The sequence below is a fragment of the Acetobacter conturbans genome, assembly GCF_011516755.1.
GTDB lineage: Bacteria > Pseudomonadota > Alphaproteobacteria > Acetobacterales > Acetobacteraceae > Acetobacter > Acetobacter conturbans.
Genome location: NZ_WOSY01000009.1, coordinates 20,091 through 36,105, shown reverse-complemented (window position 1 = coordinate 36,105; position 16,015 = coordinate 20,091). Strand labels below are relative to the sequence as shown.

Below are 16,015 nucleotides of genomic sequence, written 5' to 3'. Positions count from 1 at the left end.
TGATGATGGATGGCAGCGGCATAGCGCCTGACTTGTATTCAAGGTGTCGTCTTGCAGCGTCCTGTCGACGAAAAATATACGGAACGCGTCGCATTGCCCGGTCGGATGGAACGGGCCATGTTTCGTCAGGTTCCGCTATGGCTCCTGATACTGACCATCATGGTCGGGCTGGTAGTGACGATCATTTTTGGTGCGCTTGTTTTGCAGCCTCCCCGGCAGAAGCTGTTGCAGGAGACCGTGCTTGGTCTGGCCAATGTTCCTTTCGTTCTGAAGAGGACGGTCAAAAGCATCACGAAGATTCCCCGTGGTTATGCGCCCGCTCACTATCGGCCGCGCCCGGAGGGATTGTGGCTGAACCCGGATCAGCCTTTTATCGATGACGGCTATGTGCTGGTCCGGGCTTTCGATGAAAATCTGAAGCGTTCAGTGGTGCGGCTGATCCATCTTCGGGATGGCAAGGTCATCCATCAGTATGCCCCCGATATCCATGCGATGAATGTGCGGTCCACCTTTGTGTCACCCCTGATAGATCTCAAGCGCGACCGGAACGCCCAGACCAATCTCATGATGCATCCCCTGCTCATGCCCGACGGGGGACTCGTCATCCATGACAGCTCGCCGCTGGCCCGTTATGATGCCTGTGGACATCTCAAGTGGATGGTCGACGGGATCTTCCATCATTCGCTTGAGCTGGATGCGGATGGAAATCTCTGGGCGGCCTTCCGGGAGCCTCGGGCGAAAGTCCCCGATGTGGGGCCGCTGTTCAACGACGAGAGCATCATGAAGGTGAGCCCGGAGGGCAAGGTGCTCTACAAGATGCGCATCGCGGATATTCTCGATGGCAACCAGCTCGGCTGGCTCTGGCGTGGTCGCCCCTACACGGACGATCCGTTCCATCTCAACGATGTGCAGCCCGTTCTGAAATCGGGGCCTTACTGGCAGGCCGGCGACCTCTTTATCAGCCTGCGCAACATGTCGCTCATCCTGCTCTATCGTCCGTCCACCGGCAAGGTGGTGTGGTGGCGGACGGGTTTCTGGGCCCTGCAGCATGATGTCAGCATTGTCGACGATCACCGGATCGCCGTCTTCGATAACAACTGGCGCGTCGCTTACCCCGAAGGCGAGGTGGACGGTTTCAATCGCGTTGCGATCTATGATTTCGCCACCGACACCGCCAGCTATCCTCTCGACGCTGCGATGAAGAAGCTGCGGGTCCGCACGCGGGCGCAGGGGCGCGCCACTCCGCTCCCTAACGGGGATTTCATGATCGAGGAAACGGAACGGGGGCGGCTGATGCGGGTCGCGCCCGACGGTACGGTGCGCTGGCGTTACACAGCGGCCACCCCATCCATGCGCCGACTGCAACTGCGGTGGAGCCGCTATGTGGATCCGGCCAGTGACCTCGGTGCGATCACTCTAGCGAAAGATGTAAAATGCAACTGAACACGCCTGCTCTGTGTCGTCTGGGGGCCTTTGCCCTGCTCATCGCCGGACCGACGCCCGCTCTGGCCTATATGGGGCCCGGTCTGGGGCTCGGCGCGATTGGCAGCGCGCTCGGTATCGTGGGCGCCGTGCTGCTCGCGATCGTTTCGGTCGTCTGGTATCCGTTCAAGCGGATGGTGCGGCGGATGCGCGGTGGCGCTGTGGCTCCGGCGAATGGCCAGCGCTCCACGCCGCAATCGTGACGCACGGACCCGCCGCCCTTCATCCGCACGGAACTGAGGCACACAGGGGGCTGCGGGGTTGATCGGCATCGTCGTGCTGGTGCTGGCCACGCTCGCCTCGATTGAACTGGTCTGGGCCACGGGTGTCCTGCATTGCCTCGCCCGCGTGAGCCGGGAGGGCCAGCGCGCCACGCGGCTGCTCATGCGTCGCCATGTGTCCGAATGGGCCAAGGAGCGTGCGATGCGGCTGATGTCAGGCCGCCTCATGGTGCACTCCCTGCGCGGACTGGGACTGATCGCGGTGGTCGCCAGCCCGTTCGTGGTGGCCATGGCGGTGGATGCATGGTGGCCCTACGGGTTCGCGCACGCCTATACGAACTGGACGGTGCGACTGGCGCTTCTGGCGATTTCGCTCATCTATCTCTTCACGCGTCGTCGGTTCCGCAAAGCGGCAGTCAGGAGTGGGGGCGCCGAGGGCGACAAAGGGGGTGCGTTCGAACGCACCCTGCAGCGTGTAGCGCTGGGCAACCGTGCGATGCTGGAGATCACTTTCGACATCGAGCGCGCACGCTACAAGCCGTGGAAAGACGAGAAGCTTCAGCCCGGCCCCCTCTTTGTCACCGGCCTCGCGCGGGCGGGTACGACCATCCTGACGCGCCTGTTGCATGAACAGTATGGCATGGCGTCCCTGACCTACCGTGACCTGCCGTTTCCTCTGGCTCCCAATAGCTGGGCCAAACTTTCCGCCGGTTTCAAACGGCAGGTGGAACGGTCCGAGCGCGGGCATGGAGACGGTATCTTCCATGATCTCGACAGTGCCGAGGCCATTGAAGAAGTCTTCTGGCGTCATTTCGAGGGTGCGCGCTATGTCGGACCTCAAGGGCTCTCGCCGGTGCCCCCCACCGACGAAACAGTCGGGGCTTTTCGCGATTATGTCGGACTGATCCGGCGTCGTTACGGCGGGGCGCGTTACCTCTCCAAGAACAACGCCAATGTGCTGCGCCTGCCCGCGCTGATCGAAGCGTTTCCGCAGGCTGTGCTGGCTCATCCCTTTCGTGCGCCCCTGCAACAGGCTGAGTCGTTGCGCCGCCAGCACGCGCTGGCCCTGAAACTCGCCGAAGACGATCCCTTCCGTCGTGATTTCATGCGCTGGCTGGGGCATTATGAATTCGGGGGAGACCAGCGCCCCTTCCTTTTCCCCGGTCATCCTCCGCCGGGCGGCGACCGTAGCGGTATCGATTACTGGCTTCAGTTGTGGGTCAGCGTGTATGCGGCGCTGCTCAATCAGCCCGAGACCGTTCATGCGCGTCAGATATTCGTCGATTTCGACGCCATCTGCGCGAATGCTCCGGCCTTTGCCGCACCGCTGACCGAACTGCTGGCCCTCCCTGCTCTCTGGGACCTGAGTAGCCTTCATGCGGCCCCTTCGCGCCCCGTGAATGGAGCCAGTCCGCATGTGCTGGAAGCAGCGGAGGCCATCCACGCCGCCCTGCGTGCCCGTACGCTGTGCGTCCACAGTCTGCTTTCCGTCGGCTAGACGACATCATGGGGCCTGTGGCGACAGATCCCGTGCATGACGGGCGAATCTCCCGCTATGTGGCCATTGATGGGGCGCGAGGGCTGGGGGTTCTGGGCATAGGATTGTGCAATGCCCCCGGCTTCGCGGCCCCGATGAGCCAGGCCGAAACGCTTCCCCATTTTCAGTCCCTCGCCAGCCGTCTTGTGTGGGTGATGGAACAGACTGTCATGCAGGGGCGGTTTGTTGCGCTGTTCTCCCTGCTGTTCGGCCTTTCCATGCTGTGGGTTGGCGGCGATGGCCGTGATCCGGTGGCTAATACCCGCCTGAACCGACGGCTCTGCTGGCTGGCGCTGTTCGGCGTGCTCCACGGCGCCTTGCTATGGTGGGGCGATATCCTGCTGCCCTACGCCCTTACCGGGCTGGTATTGCGACCGTGCCGGGGCTGGTCGGCGCGTCGCCTGCTGAGTGTCGGAGGGGCGAGTTATCTCGCGGGTGTGCTGTTGTTGCGCATGGATGGGCTGATCGCGCTGTGCCGTGGTGGCCATGTGGCGGCCAGTGCACGCCCTTCGCAAGAACTGAGCGGATCGCTGTTGCCGGAGCATGTTTTCTCGGCTCTCACAGCACTTCTGAAGGAAAACGCGGGAGACTGGCTCACCGCACTCCCTCTTTCGCTACCATCGGTGATGCTGACAAGCGGACCTCTGATGCTGATCGGCATGGGGCTTTATCGGGCGGATTACATGCTGTCCTGCTCGTCCCGTCGCAAGGCAGGATGGTTTTTCTTCGGAGGAGCCGGAGCGGCGTGTGCGTCCCTGCCCTTCGCGCTTATGCAGGCGGGATTTCTGCCCTCATGGAGCCACCTGCCCGCCCCTGATCTGAACTTCTTCGCCGTTACCGTGAGATTGCTTGTCGCACCTCTGGGCGCTCTGGGCTGGTTATGGCTGGTGGATCGCATGCGGTTGCCGCAACGTGCGCTGGCACCCGTGGGACGGCTGGCGCTGAGCGCCTATCTCGGTCAGTCATTGCTGGCGCGTTTCAGCCTTGTTCTGCTGCCACGATTTTATGGGGCGGCGAGCTATGGTCCCCTCATGATGCTGGCGCTGGTTCTTGTGCTGGCACAGGCCATGGGCGCGGCGTTGTGGTGCCGTCACGGCTGGCCGGGACCCGCCGAAAAACTGTGGCGGACCCTTTATCGAAGACCTGTGGATGTTTCTGTGTGAGGGTGGTGGTCAGGCTGTTCACTTCTGACAGAAACGGAAAAGCCCCGGATTAACCGGGGCTTTTTGTCAGGCAAAGCGGTAAAGGGAGAGCTCCCCCACTCCCACTCGATTATTGATGAGATAAAAATAACAATTTAAATCAATATGATATAAAAAGTATAATCACCGAGGCCCAAGAAAATACCATTTCCATTCGCCGTTAGTTTTTGCACCATCCAATTCCGGGATTAAACACCTATACGCCTGTTGCCCGGACACCGTCGTCGACGATCCCGCTCAAGGTCTCTTGAAGCTGCGCCGTTGGTCGAAGCTTGCATTCCCACAGCACCCGCACCGTCCATCCGTCCGCCTCGAGGGCTGCGGTATGTCTGCGGTCCCGCTCTACATTGGCAGCGAACTTAGCTTCCCAGAATTCCCGCCGTGTCCGGGGGGTGGTGCAGCGCGGGCAGTCTGCGTGACGGTGCCAGAAACAGCCATGGACGAACAACACCAGGCGGTACCGAGGGAGTACTATATCGGGAGTGCCGGGAAGGTCACGGCGATGTAGGCGAAATCGATAGCCCATTGCGTGCAGAGCCCGCCGAACCGCCAGCTCTGGTTGGGTGTCCTTACCTCGCACGCGGCCCATGTTGGCGCTACGCTGGTCAGGCGTAAGGTAATCCATTCAACGCTGAACCTTTACCCATGTCGTCCCATTCCAAGCGAGGCGACCGGCATGCACGTGGTCGTGATGGACGTTGCAGATGGTGACAAGGTTCTCCAAAGTGTTCTGGCCTTTGTTCTTATGCTCGATCAGGTGGTGCAACTCCAAGGACTTGCGCGGATCGTGCGGCTGCAACATGCTGCGATCCCACCCGCAGACCACGCACTTAAAATCGTCTCTTTCTAGAACGGCGATGCGGACGTCATCGGGGATTTTGCGATCATGCTCGGGGGCCTGCTTGTCCTCGTCCAGAACATAGGTGCCCACCGGCAAATCGTCTCGCCCCTGCATCCTGGTTAGGATAGGCCATCCGCTTTCGGTTCTCAGCTCGCGCACCCGGCGCGGCCATTCGTTTGCTTTTCCGGCGAGATATTTTAACTCTTCGATCGAGATAGGCTTCCCGACATTTTCCCTGAAATATTCAAGAATTTTTTCCTTAACCCCGACCTTCTTTTTACGGATGGTGTTTAGTATGTTCCAACGGTGCGCCGCGTCGCGATCTTGGTCGACGCTTACCAGAACATACTGGTCGGGTTTGATCTTCGATATGTCGGTGTCAAGTTGCTGCCCCATGTCGGCGGCGTTTTCCGGGTCCTGCTGCACCATGTCCTTGAAGGTGACACCGCTGCAAATCGTCCATCCGAACTGAACGCGCAACTCCCGAACGCGCCTTGCCCACTCTCCGATGCCTGACACGATCAACAGTTCGTCGCCGTCGATAAGCGTCATGGGATATTGTCTCAGATAAACAATGATTCGATCTCGAGCGGATTGTGCCAGATGCGAAGGAATGAGACTGCATCCGAGCATCCTGATTCTCTGGATAACAGGGATCAGGCTTCGAACTTTGGTTCGGAGTTCAGGGGTATCCTGTAAGTCCAGAAATCCGTCGAGAAGCTCCTTCAGCTTATCGACTTCAGTCTGGGGAACCGCCGCTAATTTAACCAGCTTTGCCATTACCGACTTATGCCGACTTCTTCATCGGCATAAGTGCGTCGATGGCCATGCGAGCGAGCGCGCCCGCGAAGGGAGGGGGCACCGCGTTGCCGATCTGACGCGCAACCTCGACCTTCGTTCCGCAGAAACGAAAGTCGTCGGGGAAGCCCATTAGACGAGCCGCCTCCCGGTGTGTGATCGGCCGATCCTGTTCGGGGTGGAGATATCGGCCTTTTTCCGGCTTGTAGAACTCGGTACGGATGGTGACGGAGGGACGATCCCACCACAGGCGCCCGAACAGATCGGTGCCACCGGACGTTTTTCTGATCCAGCAATCCGGCGTCAACTCGGGCGCGTTCCTCTGTAGGTCGAACCGATTGCCACCGGGAGGCACAGCGCGATAGCGCGCAAGACTCTTATCAGTCGGGGAGCGCCGAATATGGATATCGAGCGGGGCTGGTCCATCGATTTCCAGCCTAGTCGGCTCGGGAAGATCGCTGATGACCTCGCGCACCGTCACCCACGGCTGCCGATTGGAGTTGGACCTAGGCTCCGCATGGGTAGGCAGCGGCGGAAATTGTGATCCGGCCGTGCCTCTCTTCCAACCGAACACTATGGTGCGCCTGCGGGTCTGCGGGGTGCCGTAGTCGGCTGTGTTGAGAATCGCGGCCTCGGTCTTGAACCCGAGCTTCGCCGCCTGCTTGCGGATTGCGACCAACTCGGGCGAGCGAAATAGCTCGGCCACATTCTCCATAACGAAGAGACGTGCGCCAGAACGGCAGACGATATCCAGATAGGGCTCCCAAAGCGACCGCCGGGAATCGTTGGTCCGCTTCTTGTTAAGTAAGCTGAAACCTTGGCATGGCGGCCCACCGATGACGATATCGGCCTGAGGGACGTCGGCCTGACTCAACCACTCTTCGATATTCGCACACACGGCTTCCCCGGTGAAATTCGCCTTATGGGTCGCAATGGCCGCTCGATCGTTATCGAGCGCAAGGATCGGATCAAATCTTCCACCGAATCGGTCGTCGGTAAAGCCCAGCGACATGCCGCCTGCGCCTGAAAATAGGTCGATCAACTTCCATTTCATAAACTTAATCCTATCTCCGGCGCGCGACTTCTTCCACTGTAATCAGTGGGGCCGCTAGCAAGGCCTTAGCCCGGCGGATATCGGCCGGGCTAAGTGCCGGACGTCGGCCGCCGACACGGCCGCGCGCCCTCGCGGCGGCAAGACGCGCCCGGGTGCGTTCCAACGTCAAAGCGCGCTCAAACTCCGCAAAAGCCGCGAAAATCTGATAGACGAGCCAGCCTCTCGGCGTCGTCGTGTCGATGGCGACACCACCAGCGTGTCGGGCGCCCTCACGTAATCCAGCGCCGACCGCAAAGCGGGATCACTCCCACTCGATCGTTCCCGGCGGCTTGGACGTGATGTCATACGTCACGCGGTTGACGCCGCGCACTTCGTTGACGATGCGGCTTGCCACGCGGTTCAGGAATCCCATGTCGAACGGATAGACATCGGCCGTCATGCCGTCCGTGCTGGTGACAGCGCGGAGCGCCACGGCCTGATCGTAGGTGCGGCCATCGCCCATCACGCCGACGGTGCGCACCGGCAGCAACACGGCGAACGCCTGCCAGATGGCGTCATACAGACCGGCATTGCGGATTTCTTCCAGATAGATCGCATCCGCTTTGCGCAGCAGGTCCAGCTTCTCGCGGGTGATGCAGCTGCTTGGGATGCGGATCGCCAGACCCGGACCGGGGAACGGGTGACGCCCGACGATGTTTTCCGGGATATCCAGTTCACGACCGAGATCGCGGACTTCATCCTTGAACAGTTCGCGCAGCGGCTCGACGAGCTTCATGTTCATGCGATCGGGCAGACCGCCGACATTATGATGCGACTTGATGGTGACGGACGGACCACCCGTGAAGCTGACACTCTCGATCACGTCCGGATAGAGCGTGCCCTGGGCAAGGAAATCCGCTCCCCCGATCTTCGCGGCTTCCTCCTCGAACACCTCGATAAAGAGACGTCCGATCGTCTTGCGCTTGATTTCCGGGTCCGTGATGCCTTCCAGCGCTGAAAGGAACAGATCGGAAGCGTCACGATGGATCAGCTTGATGTTGAACTGACCACGGAACGTCTTGACCACGTCCTCGGCCTCGCCCGCACGGAGCATTCCGTGATCGACGAAGATGCAGGTAAGCTGGTCGCCGATGGCCTGATGGATCAGCACGGCGGCAACGGAAGAATCCACACCGCCCGACAGGCCGCAGATCACGCGCTTGGCGCCAACCTGTGTGCGGATCTTCTCGATCTCGACATCACGGAAGCGGGCCATCGTCCAGGTGCCGGTGCAGCCCGCGACATTGTGCGTGAAGTTTTTCAGCAGGGCTGCACCATGCGGCGTGTGAACCACTTCCGGGTGGAACTGCACGCCATACATGCGGCGTCCCTCATCGGCGATGACGGCGAACGGCGCACCCTCGGAGGTCGCCACGGCGCGGAAGCCCGGCGGAAGCTGCGTCACGCGGTCACCGTGGCTCATCCAGACCTGTTCGCGCCCCCCACGCGCCCATGCGCCACGGAACAGGGCGCAGTCCTCGGTGATGTCGACGAAGGCGCGACCGAACTCGCGGTGATCGGAGCCCTCGACCTTGCCGCCAAGCTGGTTGCACATGGCCTGCTGACCATAGCAGATGCCCAGAACAGGCACGTTCAGCGCGAACACCACTGCCGGAATGACCGGCGCGCCTTCGTCATGCACGCTGGCGGGACCGCCCGACAGGATGATGCCGCGCGGCGCGAAGGTGCGGATGCGCTCTTCGTTCGCCGTGAACGGCCAGATCTCACAGTAAACACCGCTCTCGCGCACGCGGCGGGCAATGAGCTGCGTGACCTGTGAGCCGAAATCGAGGATCAGGATCCGGTCGGCGTGCAGGGAGGCATCGAGGGCGGGGGTGGCGGCGTCCTGATCGGTACCGGACATGGCGGGCTCCTTGAAGCGGGGCATTGATGTGCAGTGTGCTACATTGCGGCATTCTTTGCGCGCGGTATAGGACGAGCAGGCGACGACGTCACCCGTTTCCCTCGCGTTCGGGTGACTGGCGCGCGAATGCCGCATCTGCCGGAGGTCTGTTTCATGTGTCTGCCCCTGTTGCGCCGTCTCCTGCCGCGTCATCTCTGTGTGTGCATCCTCGTGGGTGGCACTCTCGGAGCCGCCGCCTGCCCTGCCCTTGCCGCCAGTGATGCGCAGGATGATCCGACAGGTGACTGGAGCGGCATGCTGGTGACGGACAAGGGCACCTGCCCCACCCAGCGGGAGTCCGTGCTTCAGGTGCAGGCTAACCGCCTCTTCTTCGCGCCCGCCACGGGAACGCTGGTCCTGCGTGGCAAGCCGGACAAGACCAGCCAGCGTTTTCACGCGCAACTCGTGCTGAAGGACATGAAAGGTCAGCCTCTGCCTATGGTGTTCGATGGACACCCGGAAGGCGATACGATCGTCGGCGTGTTCGGCACACCGAACTGTCGGGCTCACATCGTGCTGACAAGGCCCAAGGGTAACGCATGGAAGAATTTCATGGGCAACTGATAGCGGCAGGGGACCAGTCTGGCCCTTCGCCGGGGTGAAAACGGTTTTCAAAAGTATCTTCCGGGCGGGATGCCGGACGGAAGACCCAATTCTCTCCTTCACCGGAAAAGAGTGACTCATGAAACTGACCGGGCAGATCGTCCTTCCGGACCGCATCGTCTCTGGCACGGTGGAATTCGATGAAACCGGCATCCACTCTATCACGCCCGAACCCGAAGCCGGATCACGCATCATCCTGCCGGGATTCATCGACGGGCATGTTCATGGTGGCGATGGCGCGGACACGATGGACGGGGTCGCGGCCATTCACCGGCTTTCCCGCTTTCACCTGACTCATGGCACCACGACCATCCTGCCCACCACCATCACCAGTCCCTGGCCGGATGTGATGGATGCGCTGCGGGCGGTTACGGAGGCCCGGAACGCACGGCCCGAAAACGGCCCGGTCATCCACGGCGCGCATCTGGAAGGGCCGTTCGTGAGCCCCCACAAGCTGGGGGCGCAACCGCCTTTCGCCATTCCGCCAACGCCCGACCGTGTGGGCGAAGCGCTGGAGACCGGCATCGTCCGTGTCGTCACGCTCGCACCGGAGCTTGACCACGCCGATACGGCCATACGCAGCTTTGCGGCTGCCGGTGTCCGGGTTAGTCTCGGCCATACCGTCGCGGGCTACGAAGAAGCGGAACTGGCGATCTGCCGTGTGTGTGCGGCCGGAGGCACCGTGGGCGCCACGCATCTGTTCAACGCCATGGCCCCCATCGAAAGCCGACGTCCGGGCCCGGTCACCGCGCTGATGTGCGGCGATACCGGTTACGCCGAGATGATTTTCGACACCCACCATGTCCATCCGGCCACCTTCAGGCTGGCGTCCCGTGTCATGGGTGAGCGGTTGCTGTTCGTGACCGACGCCATGCGCGGGGCAGGGCAGGCGGAAGGGCCGAGCCAGCTTGGCGGACAGGATGTGGTCATTCGCGACGGGGCGGTGCGGCTGCCGGATGGCACCCTTGCGGGCAGCGTGCTGACGCTCGATGTCGCTTTGCGCAATGCCGTGACGGTGGGCGGCGTGTCCCTTCCCGCCGCAAGCCGCCTCACATCGACCAGTCCCGCCGCCTATCTCGGCCTGCACGATCGTGGCCGTATCGCACCGGGACTGCGGGCCGATCTGGTGTTGATGGAGGAGGGGTTTGATGTGGCGGAGGTGTTTGTGGGGGGGGAAAGGGTGGTGTGAGGGACGACTGTTAAGGGGGGGGGGGATAGAGGTCGGTCCGGTTTCAGGCAGCAACCTTCAGAAGCGGACATCTTCGCCAATCCCAGAGCGGTTCGTTTCGACTCGAGATCTAAAGCGCAGCGACGATTCAAAATGGGTTGTCGCGCCGATCTGCGGCCATATGCTCTATTATGACTTGCTCCCGCTCGACGCTTATAAATGCAAATTCTCCCCCCAGAGATTCTCCATTATTTAAGAAACCATCAAGTATTTTCTGTTCAACCCGATAAGCAATGTCTCCATTTTCAAATAATTCTGAATTAATATGTTGCCAACCTAAAGCGCACCCACGAGGAAAAGAGCAGGACATCTCGACAAGCCTTCTTGGAATACAATTAGATATTCCTATCTTTACGATTGAAGAAGCTTGCGGAACTTCTGGGAACACATGATGCGTTGGACCGATCATTTTAAAAAGGTACACACTCGTTGGCCCGTCTTCTCTCAAAACACGGTTTATCCCGTAAGCGGGAGGAGGACCTCTTCTGAATGCAGCCGCAGGAGGGAGATTAATATTTTCCGCAATCGGAGGAGCAACAAATTCGTTTACATTCGGGTAGAACCCCCACACAACCTCGATAGGAGGTCCAGCAGATACCTCTAAGGCAATTGCAGATCCCGCATAAGTAAATTTTTCGCGATCTCTAATTCTCCAGAAAATATTTACTGCAAAATTACCACTTATAAGATTTATTAGTCTATTTTGTTCTAAATTCCAATCTTGAGCAGGATGCCAAATTAGACTGTTTCCCTGCCAGATATTTTGATAGTTGCGCCCAAATCGCCCCGCCGCTCCAATATTTACAAACACATAATAGACTTGCCGGTAAAAACTCACACCTGTTAACCAGTTTCCTGCCCTCTCAAGATCCATTAATTCTATTTCATCAGCAATATCGTTTCTGCTGTATGTATTCCCAACGATAAGTGGCATTATCCAAAATCCCATTTCCTAAAACGAACTAAATTTATTTAAGAAAATAATTAATAAACCTGCAAGGATATCAAAAAATGTTTTCTTTCAAAAACACAAAAACAACGAAGAATCGAGTGTTGAGTCCTACCGGGGTATGCACTGACTGAACCGCCCGGGAGGGGGGAGACCAGTCTTTGTGCGCTATGCTACCAAGTCCGCTTTGAGAAAATGAAAGCTGTCTCAAATGAGGCGAAAGCGGACAATAACCAATACAAGAACCACAAAAAAGCGATCAAAGGGGCTGCCTCCCTTTGTGGGGTAGGGGGCAAAGCCCCCGACATCACCGTGCAGGCAACGCCACCTTCACCCCTTTTTCCCGAATGATCTTGCGGATTTCGACCACTTTCTGATCGAGAGCTGCGGTGTCCAGATCCCGCCAGGCATCGAAGGCGGGCAGTTCCAGCGCCGAGGTGAAGTCGTCAGACTTTGCGAGCGTCCACTGGGCGTCCCTGAACGTGGGTTCGTTGGGCGTGTAGTGGTCGCCCTTCTCGTTCACGCCGCGCAGCATTTCGAGATAGGCCGCCATGCCGAACGCGATGCGGGCAATGTCGCGCTTGCCTTCGAGAGTCTTCCTGACCGTATCCGTCCAGAAGACCTGGATCTTCGAGCAGCCGTCGCCTGCAATGCGGAGCGTCTGATCGCCCATCGCCGCATTGGAAAAGCGATGCAGCACACTGTCACGATACTCTTCAAGGCTGAGACCCGCAGGTGCCGTGAGGGTGGGGATGACATCTTCGTTCAGGAACGCTTCGACATTCCCGCGCAGATCGCCATCCTTCACGGCCTGTGCGACATATTCATAACCGACGAGAACGCCGGGGAAGCACAGCATGATATGCGAGGCGTTGAGCATGCGGATCTTCACCTGCTCATAGGGTGTCACATCCTCGACGAACTGCACTCCGGCCTTTTCCAGCGGCGGCCGCCCGTTCGCGAAGTGATCCTCCATGACCCACTGGTGAAAATCTTCTGCTATGACAGGAAGATCGTCATCGAGACCATTCTCGCTGTTCAGTTTGGCGCGGATGTCCGGCGTGACGGATGGCGTGATACGATCCACCATGCTGTTGGGGAACGTGGCGTTTTCCTCGATCCATTTTTCTAGTTCCGCATCGCGCGCTCTGGCGTAACCGAGAAACGCCTTGCGGGCGACGTTGCCGTTGTGACGGAGATTATCGCAGGACATGACCGTAAATGCCGGAAGTCCGGCCTCGCGGCGGCGGCGCAGCCCTTCCACGACGTAACCGAAAACGGTGGAAGGCTTTTCCGGCGTCTTCAGGTCGCTCTGGACATCCGCATCCGACAGATCGAATTCACCGGTTTTTTCATCGATATTGTAACCACCTTCGGTGATCGTCATCGAAACGATACGGATCGCGGGATCGGCCAGATGCGCCAGCACGGCTTCCGGATCGGCGGGAGCCAGAAGGTAATCGCGCAGGCAGCCGATGACACGGACGGACCGATCGCCGGAGGGCGCCGTTTCAGTCAGGGAGTAAAGGCAATCCTGACTGATGAATTCATCGGCTTTCTTTTTTGAACGGTCGCCGTGCGTGAGACCGACTCCGATGATGCCCCATTCCGGTGAATCCCGGAGGATCTGGTCGACATAGAAGGCCTCATGCGCACGAAAGAAATTTCCCACACCGAAATGCAGGATGCCGTTCTTTATGGTGTCGCGGTCATAAGAAGGCCCCTGAACCGTCTTGGGGAGGTCATTCAGAATCTTGTTTGTAATCACGCTGGTTTCCTGTCCTCATGGCAATGAAATAATGTTCTCTCCTGTATTCTTACAGGAAAAGAAGAGAAATTTCAAAACAGTCATGGTGTGTTTTTGTTATGGAACGGTAAAGAATCAATTCTTTCCATCATGTTTCTTAATCCATTCCGTCGCGAAAGAGCAGCGGGATGCAACCGTCAGCCCCGCAGCGCGGGCCATATCGCAGGCATGTCGGACAAGCGCCGAGCCGATGCCCCGCCCACCCAGCGCATCGGGCACGTCGGTGTGCAGGATGACCAGCGTATGCCCTTCCAGAACGTAGTCGAGCGATGCGATATGGCCGTCCATTCCCGTTTCAAGGCGATAGGCGGTCTGGTTGTCACGGATCTGCATGAGTGCCTCCTGCTGTGAGGATATGAACTCCTGAAAAAACCCTGAGTTCGGCCGTGCGGGTCCATCCCGCGCCGTTATTCTCTTCGGCTCAGGGGCACACCCACCAGCATGCCTGTCGCCACGCCGAGCGGCACAAGCCACGGAAAGGCGATGGGGTGCCCTCCGGGATGAACGAAACCGATCAGCAGCGCCATGACGAGGATCGTGACGAAAAAGGCTATTATCGCCACCTTTTCCGTCACCCGGGGAAACAGCAGGCCGAGCAGAAAGGCTCCGAGCACCGCGCCGTAGGAATAGCCGGCGATCTGGAATCCGAACACAAGAACGGACTGCGCCGAGGCGGAGAATGCACATGCGGTCACGATCAGCGCCCCTGCCCACAGCGCGGTGACGCCCCATGTCGCCGCGCGGCTGGCTGGCTGGGTCGTCCCGAGCAGATCGGCAAAAGTTGAGCCTGTCATCGCGTTCAGAGCCGAGGACAGCGACCCCATCGTGGCGCTGATGATCCCCGCCACGAGCAGGCCGGACACGCCGGGCGGCAGTTCATTGACGATGAAGTGGGGAAACAGTTCGTCCGGTGAACTGAGGCCCAGCGCGGCAAGCGATGCGCCACCGGAGCGTGCCCACAGAAACACGCCGACAAGCGAAAGCAGGGCGAACAGCACCGTTACGACGATGGCGCTGCCAATCATGGCGCGTTGCGCATCGCCCAGGGAGCGGGCGGCGAGGACGCGCTGCACCATGAGCTGGTCCGTGCCGTGCGAAGCCATCGCCAGCACCGCTCCGCCGACGAGGGCGGTCAGCGGAGCGTAGGGGCTGGTCAGTATGGGGGCGTGGAACGCGAACGGCAGCAGGTGGCCGGAGTGGGGGAGGGTGGCGATCTGTTCCGGTGTGAGATGCTGCCACAGAAGCGCTGCACAGAGCGCGGCTCCGCAGGCGTAAAGCAGGAACTGGGCGGTGTCCGACCACACAACGGCGCGAAGTCCGCCGATGGCCGTGTAGAGCGCGGTCAGCGCGGTCAGGCCGAGCAGCACGGTGAAGGGAGGCAGCGGAATGCCGCGTGCGGCGAGGAGGGCGCAGATCGGCAGGGTGGAGGCGAACAGACGCACGGCCTCCGCCAGCAGGCGGGTGACGAGAAACGTCGCGGCGGCGAGGCGCTGCATCCGTCGCCCGAAGCGCAGGGCGAGATACTGGTAGGCGCTGGTGAGGTCGCCGCGCATGTAAAGCGGCAGGAGATAACGGGCGACGGCGATACGGCCCAGCAGGTAGCCGCCGCCAAGCCCCACGAAGACCATCCCCTGTGCATAGGCGATGCCGGGGACGCTGATGACCGTCAGTGTCGATGTCTCCGTGGCGACGATCGACAGGCAGATGGCCCACGCGGGCAGGCTGCGGTGTGCGTCTAGAAGATCTTCCGGAGAGTGCGGCTTTCTGCGGCTCCAGGGGGCCGCGCCGGAAAGATGCAGCGAACCGAGGGTGAGGGCGGTGAGCCAGAGAAGAATGACGGCGGGATCGAGCAGGCTGGTCATGGGCGGAGAAAACGGGGCACGGGCGTCTCGGGGCTGACGGTGGTTCTCACTGTGCCGGATCGGGAGACAAAGGGAAACCGCGCCGACGAGTGATTGTTTCAAATGAGATTGCGTTGCGCGGGCCGATGCGTTAGCGCCGGGAGTAATGATGAGACCCTCCCAGCTCCGCGAAAAGCCACCAAACTTCCCCACCCGTCCCAGCCGGTGGAAATGGAAGCTGTATGTTCTGGCGGGCCTGCTGGTGGTTTACGCGCTGGGATGGTGGTGGTCCGGGATGGGGCGCCCCTATATGGAGCGGGTGCGTATTCCGGTGAAAGTCGTTCCCTGGTCGATGCGGATTCATGCGCCGCCCCTGCCGCTCCCGCATCTCGACCAGCCTGCGCCCGTCGTCCTTCCGCCACTACCGGGTGTCATCCACAAGTCCTGAATGCGGCGTATGGAGCCTGCTCTCCGTGTGTCGTAAGGTGTTTGGAACTGACAAAGCAGGCA

The 16,015-nt window shown here is 60.1% G+C and carries 16 protein-coding genes; 7 read left to right on the top strand and 9 right to left on the bottom strand.

Annotation, left to right across the window (positions count from 1 at the left end; translation table 11 throughout):
• Positions 1-51 precede the first annotated feature (51 nt).
• From GOB81_RS10470 to GOB81_RS10455, 4 genes are read left to right on the top strand one after another with little or no spacing between them, the layout of a single operon-like run.
• Positions 52-1,443 carry an arylsulfotransferase family protein gene (locus tag GOB81_RS10470; RefSeq protein WP_173570374.1) on the top strand — a complete coding sequence of 464 codons (1,392 nt, stop codon included), beginning with the start codon at positions 52-54 and terminating at the stop codon, positions 1,441-1,443.
• A complete protein-coding gene (locus GOB81_RS10465; RefSeq protein ID WP_173570373.1) occupies positions 1,434-1,685 on the top strand; it encodes a hypothetical protein in 252 nt (83 codons plus the stop codon). Before GOB81_RS10470 ends, GOB81_RS10465 begins: the two co-directional genes overlap by 10 nt.
• Positions 1,686-1,743: 58 nt before the next feature.
• Positions 1,744-3,201 carry a sulfotransferase gene (locus GOB81_RS10460; RefSeq protein WP_173570372.1) on the top strand — a complete coding sequence of 486 codons (1,458 nt, stop codon included), beginning with the start codon at positions 1,744-1,746 and terminating at the stop codon, positions 3,199-3,201.
• Between the two features lie 17 nt (positions 3,202-3,218).
• Positions 3,219-4,403: a DUF418 domain-containing protein gene (locus GOB81_RS10455; RefSeq protein ID WP_338421351.1), complete on the top strand. Its 1,185-nt coding sequence runs from the start codon at positions 3,219-3,221 to the stop codon at positions 4,401-4,403.
• Positions 4,404-4,638: 235 nt separating this feature from the next.
• Here the strand turns inward: GOB81_RS10455 and GOB81_RS10450 are convergent, their stop codons facing one another.
• From GOB81_RS10450 to guaA, 5 genes are read right to left on the bottom strand one after another with little or no spacing between them, the layout of a single operon-like run.
• Positions 4,639-5,067, bottom strand: a complete 429-nt coding sequence (locus tag GOB81_RS10450) for a very short patch repair endonuclease (protein ID WP_173570371.1) — start codon at positions 5,065-5,067, stop codon at positions 4,639-4,641.
• Entirely contained in the window at positions 5,068-6,063 is a 996-nt protein-coding gene (locus tag GOB81_RS10445; RefSeq protein WP_173570370.1) for an HNH endonuclease, read from the bottom strand.
• Positions 6,064-6,070: 7 nt separating this feature from the next.
• Positions 6,071-7,135, bottom strand: coding sequence for a DNA cytosine methyltransferase (locus tag GOB81_RS10440; RefSeq protein ID WP_173570369.1), 1,065 nt, complete (start codon positions 7,133-7,135; stop codon positions 6,071-6,073).
• Positions 7,136-7,145: 10 nt separating this feature from the next.
• The gene (locus GOB81_RS10435; protein WP_173570477.1) at positions 7,146-7,376 is read right to left on the bottom strand and encodes a recombinase family protein; all 231 of its coding nucleotides are present in this window, start codon (positions 7,374-7,376) and stop codon (positions 7,146-7,148) included.
• A gap of 60 nt (positions 7,377-7,436) precedes the next feature.
• Positions 7,437-9,038, bottom strand: a complete 1,602-nt coding sequence (guaA, locus tag GOB81_RS10430; RefSeq protein WP_173570368.1) for a glutamine-hydrolyzing GMP synthase — start codon at positions 9,036-9,038, stop codon at positions 7,437-7,439.
• Positions 9,039-9,191: 153 nt separating this feature from the next.
• Here guaA and GOB81_RS10425 point away from each other — a divergent pair, with 153 nt between their 5' ends.
• A complete protein-coding gene (locus tag GOB81_RS10425) occupies positions 9,192-9,641 on the top strand; it encodes a hypothetical protein (protein WP_173570367.1) in 450 nt (149 codons plus the stop codon).
• Positions 9,642-9,759: 118 nt separating this feature from the next.
• Complete coding sequence (gene nagA, locus GOB81_RS10420) at positions 9,760-10,869, top strand: N-acetylglucosamine-6-phosphate deacetylase (protein WP_173570366.1); 1,110 nt, start codon at positions 9,760-9,762, stop codon at positions 10,867-10,869.
• A gap of 127 nt (positions 10,870-10,996) precedes the next feature.
• Here the strand turns inward: nagA and GOB81_RS10415 are convergent, their stop codons facing one another.
• The 4 genes from GOB81_RS10415 to GOB81_RS10400 all read right to left on the bottom strand — a co-directional run bounded on the left by GOB81_RS10415 (position 10,997) and on the right by GOB81_RS10400 (position 15,526).
• Positions 10,997-11,842, bottom strand: coding sequence for a hypothetical protein (locus tag GOB81_RS10415; RefSeq protein WP_173570365.1), 846 nt, complete (start codon positions 11,840-11,842; stop codon positions 10,997-10,999).
• Between the two features lie 322 nt (positions 11,843-12,164).
• Entirely contained in the window at positions 12,165-13,625 is a 1,461-nt protein-coding gene (locus tag GOB81_RS10410; protein WP_173570364.1) for a mannitol dehydrogenase family protein, read from the bottom strand.
• Positions 13,626-13,739: 114 nt separating this feature from the next.
• Complete coding sequence (locus GOB81_RS10405) at positions 13,740-13,997, bottom strand: GNAT family N-acetyltransferase (RefSeq protein WP_173570363.1); 258 nt, start codon at positions 13,995-13,997, stop codon at positions 13,740-13,742.
• A gap of 74 nt (positions 13,998-14,071) precedes the next feature.
• The gene (locus tag GOB81_RS10400) at positions 14,072-15,526 is read right to left on the bottom strand and encodes a sodium:solute symporter (RefSeq protein WP_173570362.1); all 1,455 of its coding nucleotides are present in this window, start codon (positions 15,524-15,526) and stop codon (positions 14,072-14,074) included.
• A gap of 145 nt (positions 15,527-15,671) precedes the next feature.
• On the opposite strand from GOB81_RS10400, the gene GOB81_RS10395 reads away from it, so the two are divergent.
• Complete coding sequence (locus GOB81_RS10395; protein ID WP_173570361.1) at positions 15,672-15,953, top strand: hypothetical protein; 282 nt, start codon at positions 15,672-15,674, stop codon at positions 15,951-15,953.
• The last annotated feature ends 62 nt before the right edge of the window (positions 15,954-16,015 follow it).